Source organism: Bradyrhizobium sp. P5_C11_2 (assembly GCF_054049755.1).
On sequence record NZ_JBFULT010000478.1, the window covers coordinates 1 to 5,892 of the forward strand.

The 5,892-nt window shown below is 63.4% G+C and carries 6 protein-coding genes; 3 read left to right on the top strand and 3 right to left on the bottom strand.

Annotated features, from left to right (window positions below; genetic code table 11):
* A partial coding sequence (gene gltX, locus ACXJL8_RS31505; protein WP_456686193.1) for a glutamate--tRNA ligase occupies nt 1-1,235 on the bottom strand: 1,235 nt, incomplete at its 3' end.
* A 143-nt stretch (nt 1,236-1,378) separates the two neighbouring features.
* Here gltX and ACXJL8_RS31510 point away from each other — a divergent pair.
* Entirely contained in the window at nt 1,379-3,055 is a 1,677-nt protein-coding gene (locus tag ACXJL8_RS31510; RefSeq protein ID WP_456622499.1) for a glutamine--tRNA ligase/YqeY domain fusion protein, read from the top strand.
* 9 nt (nt 3,056-3,064) lie between these two features.
* Nucleotides 3,065-3,451, top strand: coding sequence for a YybH family protein (locus tag ACXJL8_RS31515; RefSeq protein ID WP_092181111.1), 387 nt, complete (start codon nt 3,065-3,067; stop codon nt 3,449-3,451).
* Nucleotides 3,452-3,497: 46 nt separating this feature from the next.
* Here the strand turns inward: ACXJL8_RS31515 and glnA are convergent, their stop codons facing one another.
* Both glnA and ACXJL8_RS31525 read right to left on the bottom strand, forming a co-directional pair.
* Nucleotides 3,498-4,928, bottom strand: coding sequence for a type I glutamate--ammonia ligase (gene glnA, locus ACXJL8_RS31520; protein ID WP_456622498.1), 1,431 nt, complete (start codon nt 4,926-4,928; stop codon nt 3,498-3,500).
* A 126-nt stretch (nt 4,929-5,054) separates the two neighbouring features.
* Nucleotides 5,055-5,237 (bottom strand): hypothetical protein, encoded by a 183-nt coding sequence (locus tag ACXJL8_RS31525; protein ID WP_028171775.1) that lies wholly within the window; start codon nt 5,235-5,237, stop codon nt 5,055-5,057.
* A gap of 236 nt (nt 5,238-5,473) precedes the next feature.
* Here ACXJL8_RS31525 and ACXJL8_RS31530 point away from each other — a divergent pair, with 236 nt between their 5' ends.
* Nucleotides 5,474-5,836, top strand: coding sequence for an SPW repeat protein (locus ACXJL8_RS31530; protein ID WP_060913116.1), 363 nt, complete (start codon nt 5,474-5,476; stop codon nt 5,834-5,836).
* The last annotated feature ends 56 nt before the right edge of the window (nt 5,837-5,892 follow it).

Genomic DNA, 5,892 nt, shown 5'->3' on the forward strand with positions numbered 1-5,892 from the left:
GTCTCGACATTCTCCAGCGCGGAATGAAGCTGGCCGATCAGCTTGCGGTTCTCGGGCGTCAGCAGCGCCTGCGCCTTGGGATCAAGCTCAAGCGGCCGGTCGGCGAAGATGAAATAGGCGCTGTCGATCAGCTCGATCAGCGTCTTGGCGCGCTCCTTCAGGGCCGGCATGGCCTTGAGAAGCTGTGCCCGCGTCGTGTCGTTTAACTTGGCTTTAAGCTCGTTGCGGCTGGGCACGACGTGGTCGAGCACGTCCTCGAACATCTTCACGAGTGATTGATCGTCGGCGTGGCGGATGTAATGGCCGTTGAGGTTTTCCAGCTTGGCGAAGTCGAAGCGCGCCGCCGCCCGGCCGACACTGGCGAGATCGAACGCCGCGATCATCTCCTCGGTCGAGAAGATCTCCTGGTCGCCATGGCTCCAGCCGAGCCGGACGAGGTAATTGCGCAGCGCCGCCGGGAGGTATCCCATGGCGCGGTAGGCATCGACGCCGAGCGCGCCGTGGCGCTTGGACAGCTTTGAGCCGTCCGGACCGTGGATCAGCGGGATGTGCGACATGCTCGGCAGCGTCCAGCCCATCGCATCGTAGATCTGCTTCTGGCGCGCGGCGTTGATCAGATGATCGTCGCCGCGGATGACATGGGTGACGCCCATGTCGTGGTCGTCCACCACCACAGCGAGCATGTAGGTCGGGTTGCCATCGCCGCGCAGCAGGACGAGATCGTCGAGGTTCTCGTTCTGCCAGACCACGCGGCCCTGGACCTGGTCCTCGATCACGGTCTCGCCGGTCTGCGGCGCGCGCAGCCGGATGGTTGGCTTGACGTCGGAGGGCGCAGTGGCCGGGTCGCGATCCCGCCACAGGCCGTCATAGAGGCGGGTGCGGCCCTCCGCGCGCGCCTTCTCGCGCATGGCGGTGAGCTCCTCGGCGGTGGCGTAGCAACGGTAGGCCTTGCCGTCGGCGAGCAGCTGCTCGGCGACCTCGCGGTGGCGGGCGGCGCGGCTGAACTGGTAGATGACGTCGCCATCCCAGCTGAGCTCCAGCCATTTGAGCCCGTCGAGGATGGCGCCGATCGCAGCCTCCGTGGAGCGCTCCCGGTCGGTGTCCTCGATCCGGAGCAGCATCTTGCCGCCGTGCTTCTTCGCATAGAGCCAGTTGAACAGCGCCGTGCGGGCGCCTCCGATGTGGAGGAAGCCGGTCGGGGAGGGAGCGAAGCGGGTGACGACGGAATCGGTCATTCTTGGCAGGGCCTATGCATTGGAGGCGGTGGTATATAACAGGACCGGAGCATAACTAAAGCCCGGCAGCGGACCGCTAAGGCCTTGGCTCAGCCGAGCGAATTTGGCAGAAGGACCGCTGATTTCCCTACAGGATTTTCGTAATGACAGAACCGGTGGCGAACGAGGTTGGGCGCGATTTCATTCGTGACATCATCCAGGCCGACCTCGATCAGGCCAAATACAAGGAGATCGTCACCCGGTTCCCGCCGGAGCCGAACGGTTACCTGCATATCGGCCACGCCAAGTCGATCGCGCTCAATTTCGGCATTGCCCAGGAGTTTCCCGGCCGCTGCCATCTGCGCTTCGACGACACCAACCCGGTCAAGGAGGAGCAGGAATATATCGATTCCATCCAGGCCGACGTGCATTGGCTCGGCTTCGACTGGGGCAAGAACCTGTTCTTCGCCTCGGACTATTTCGACCGCCTGTACGAATGGGCGGAGAAGCTGATCCGCGACGGGCTCGCCTATGTCGACGACCAGACCCAGGAAGAGATCCGCACCTCGCGCGGCACGCTGACCGAGCCGGGCAAGAATTCGCCGTTCCGCGACCGCACGGTCGAGGAGAATCTCGACCTGTTCCGCCGCATGAAGGCGGGCGAATTCGCCAACGGCGCGCGCGTGCTGCGGGCGAAAATCGACATGGGTGCGGGCAACATCAATTTGCGCGATCCCGTGCTGTACCGCATCCTGCATGCGCATCATCCGCGCACCGGCAACGCATGGTGCATCTATCCGAGCTACGACTATGCGCACGGCCAGTCGGACGCGATCGAAGGCATCACGCACTCGATCTGCACGCTGGAGTTCGAGGACCATCGGCCGCTCTACGACTGGTTCATCGAGAAGCTGCCGGTGCCGTCGAAGCCGCACCAGTACGAGTTCGCGCGGCTGAACCTGACCTACACGCTGTTGTCGAAGCGCGTGCTGACCCAACTCGTGCGCGAGGGCCATGTCGCGGGCTGGGACGATCCGCGCATGCCGACCATGGCGGGCATGCGCCGCCGCGGCGTGCCGCCGGCAGCCCTGCGCGAGTTCGTCAAGCGCATCGGCGTTGCCAAGGCCAACAGCGTGGTCGACGTCGGCATGCTCGAATTCTGCATCCGCGAGGAGCTGAACCGCACGTCGCAGCGGCGCATGGCGGTGCTGCGGCCGCTGAAAGTCGTGATCGAGAACTATCCGGAAGGGCAGGTCGAGGAGCTCGATGCGATCAACCATCCCGACGATCCCTCGGCCGGCACGCGCAAGATCAGCTTCGGCCGCGAGCTCTATATCGAGCAGGACGACTTCATGGAGAACCCGCCGAAAAAGTTCTTCCGGCTGTCGCCGGGCAACGAGGTGCGGCTGCGCTACGCCTATTTCGTCAAGTGCACCGGCGTGATCAAGAACGATGCCGGCGAGGTGGTGGAGCTGCGCTGCACCTACGACCCCGCGACCAGGGGCGGCAACGCGCCCGACGGCCGCAAGGTCAAGGCGACCATGCACTGGCTGCCGGCGGCGGCGTCGAAGCCGGCGGAGATCCGCATCTACAACCAGCTGTTCTCCAACCCGAGCCCGGACGCCTCGAACTTCGCCGCCGATCTCAATCCGCAGTCGCTGGAGATCCTCTCCGACGCGCGGATCGAAGCGTCGGTCGCCGAGAGCAATGCGACCGAGCCGATGCAGTTCGAGCGCCAGGGCTATTTCGTGCGCGACAAGGACTCCACGCCGGGCAAGCCGGTGTTCAGCCGCACCATCGGGCTCCGGGACACCTTTGCGAAGGAAGTCGCGAAGGGGTAGGGGCACGGGATGCAAGGGGAAGCCGACGATATCGTGTCCGCCATCATGGCGAAGTGGTCCGTCGGCTTTGGGAAGCTCGACGCAGCCGACATTGCTGCGCTCTACTCACGGAACGCCTTCTTCTTCGGCTCGAATCCACGGCTTTACCGCGGCCGGGAAGGCGTCGCGGCCTATTTCAACGGCTTGCCGCGCTGGCATTCGCCCAGCGTCACCTTCTCCGAGGTGATATCCGCGTGGGTCGCCTCTGACGTGATCAACATGGCCGCCATCGCCTCGTTCGACCTCGGCGAGGAAGGTCCGCCGCTGTCGGTGAAGATCACCTGGGTGATTATTCGCGAGGACGCCGATTGGAAGATCGTCAATCATCACGTCTCGTCGAGGGTCCCGATGATCTAGCAGTGGAGGGCTCTGCCCGTTCCGCCAGGTGCGCGGTCGCCGCCCGCTAGATGTCGTAGTAGAGATGGAACTCGTAAGGATGAGGTCGCAGGCGGATCGGGTCGACCTCCTTCTTGCGCTTGTAGTCGAGCCAGGTTTCGATCACGTCGGCGGTGAAGACATCGCCGCGTAGCAGGAATGCGTGATCGCGCTCGAGCGCGTCGAGCGCCTGGTCCAGCGATCCTGGCGTGGACTTCACCTCCTTCGCCTCCGCAGGCGGGAGGTCGTAGAGATTCTTGTCGATCGGGCTGCCGGGGTCGATCCGCTTGTCGATACCGTCGAGGCCAGCCATCAGCATTGCCGCGAAGGCCAGGTAGGGATTGCAGGACGGATCCGGCGAACGAAACTCGACGCGCTTGGCGCGCGGATTCGGCGAATACATCGGAATCCGGCAGCAGGCGGAGCGATTGCGCTGGGAGTAGACGAGGTTGATCGGAGCTTCATAGCCCGGCACCAGACGCCGATAGGAATTCGTGGTGGGGGCGCAAAGCCCGCACAACGCCCAGGCGTGGCTCAAAAGCCCGCCGATGTAGTAGCGGCCGAGCTGGCTCAACTCGGCGTAGTCACCTTTGTCGTAGAACAGATTGGTCTCACCCTTCCAGAGCGATTGGTGAACGTGCATGCCCGAAGCGTTGTCCTCGAACAGCGGCTTCGGCATGAATGTCGCGGTCTTGCCGTGCTGATGCGCGGTGTTCTTCACCACGTATTTGTACATCATCAGGTTGTCGGCCATGCGGGTGAGGGTGGTGAAGCGCATGTCGATCTCGTTCTGGCCGCCGGTTGCGACTTCATGGTGATGGGCCTCGATCTGGATCCCCAGAGATTCCATCGTCAGCACCATTTCGGTGCGTAGCGCCTGCATGCTGTCGGTCGGGGGAACGGGAAAGTATCCCTCCTTCGGGCGCGGTTTGTGGCCGAGATTCGGCCCTTCCTCAGAGCCGGTGTTCCAGCTGCCTTCGCTGGAGTCGATTGCGTGCATGGCGTAGTTGATGCCCTGTGCGTAGCGCACCTCGTCGAAGACGAAGAACTCCGCTTCCGGGCCGAAATAGCTCGTATCGGCGCGCCCGGTGCCCTTGAGGTGGATTTCGGCTTTCTGGGCGATGTAGCGGGCATCCCGGCTATAGGACTGGCCGGTCACGGGGTCGCGGATGTTGCAGATGAGAACCAGCGTTTTGGCCGGACTATAGGGGTCGACGAATGCCGTCGTCGGGTCGGCGACAACCAGCATGTCGCTTTCCTGGATCTCCTGGAAGCCTCGGATCGATGAGCCGTCGAATCCAAAGCCCTCATTGAGTGCATCGGCGTTCACCGCGCTCGGCGGGACGGAAAAATGTTGCCACATCCCCGGCAGGTCGGTGAACCGCAAATCGATCATCTGGACTTTCTCGTCCGTGATCGCCTTCACGAGGTCTTCGGCTGTCGTACATTTCGCAACCATGGCTTCGCTCCCAGGTCAGCGTCCCGAGATCGCGTAGCCGTTCGGCCGCAACCTGGCGGCTCGCGACGGACTGTGGTCCACGTTCGGCGTTGTCGCCGCAGTCAGGCAAGCTTCGCGCGACGGCAGTCAGCTTTGATGTGGCCCGCGCATCAGCTTCATCGCGTCTTCGATGTGCCGCCAGGTTTTAGCCAATTCGAGCTCGCCCTTCTGCTCGAGGTCGATGGCGTTTTGAGCGGCTTCCGCAATGGCCTTGGGGCCATGGGCTTCCAGCAACTGCCGCGCATAATCGTGGATTTCCATTTCTCGCATGGCGTCATCTCCCTCTTGTTCTGGGCGCGAACCGGGTGGGCCGAGAACGGCAGACATTGACACCTGTCAAGCGCCGATAGTCTGCATCCTGGTGCGCCGCACTTGCAAGGGCCCTTTCCGGGGCATGGGCGGCCGGATGGGGCGCCGGCTCCTGGTCGCGGCAACACAGCGCAGGTCGGAGGGATGATTCTTCACCGGGGCGCCCCCACATCAATACGAGAAGGGAGGTGAGCATCATGCGCATCCAACATTGGCAGGACGCTGGTAGCCTGTTGGTGGGCGTGTGGCTGGTCCTGTCGTCCTTCGTCCTCGGCTTATCCGGGGCTGCCGTCTGGATCACCATCGCACTCGGGCTCGGCGTCATGCTGTTTGCCGTGGAAGCCTTTGTCGTCCCGTCCTACCTGGAAGAGTGGGGCGAAATGCTGCTGGGCCTAGCTCTGGTGCTGGCGCCTTGGTCCATTGGCTATGAGCCCGTATCGGCCACGGTCAGCAGCGTGTTGTCGGGCCTATTGGTGATCTTGCTCGCTGCCTGGGAATTGATAACCGATCGCGACTTCAGTACCTGGTGGCACGATCACTGGCCTCACCGCGCCGGCTGAGACGAGCGGTTGCCGGCTCCTCTCCGACCGCCATCGGCTGGCGGCCGGAGGAGAGG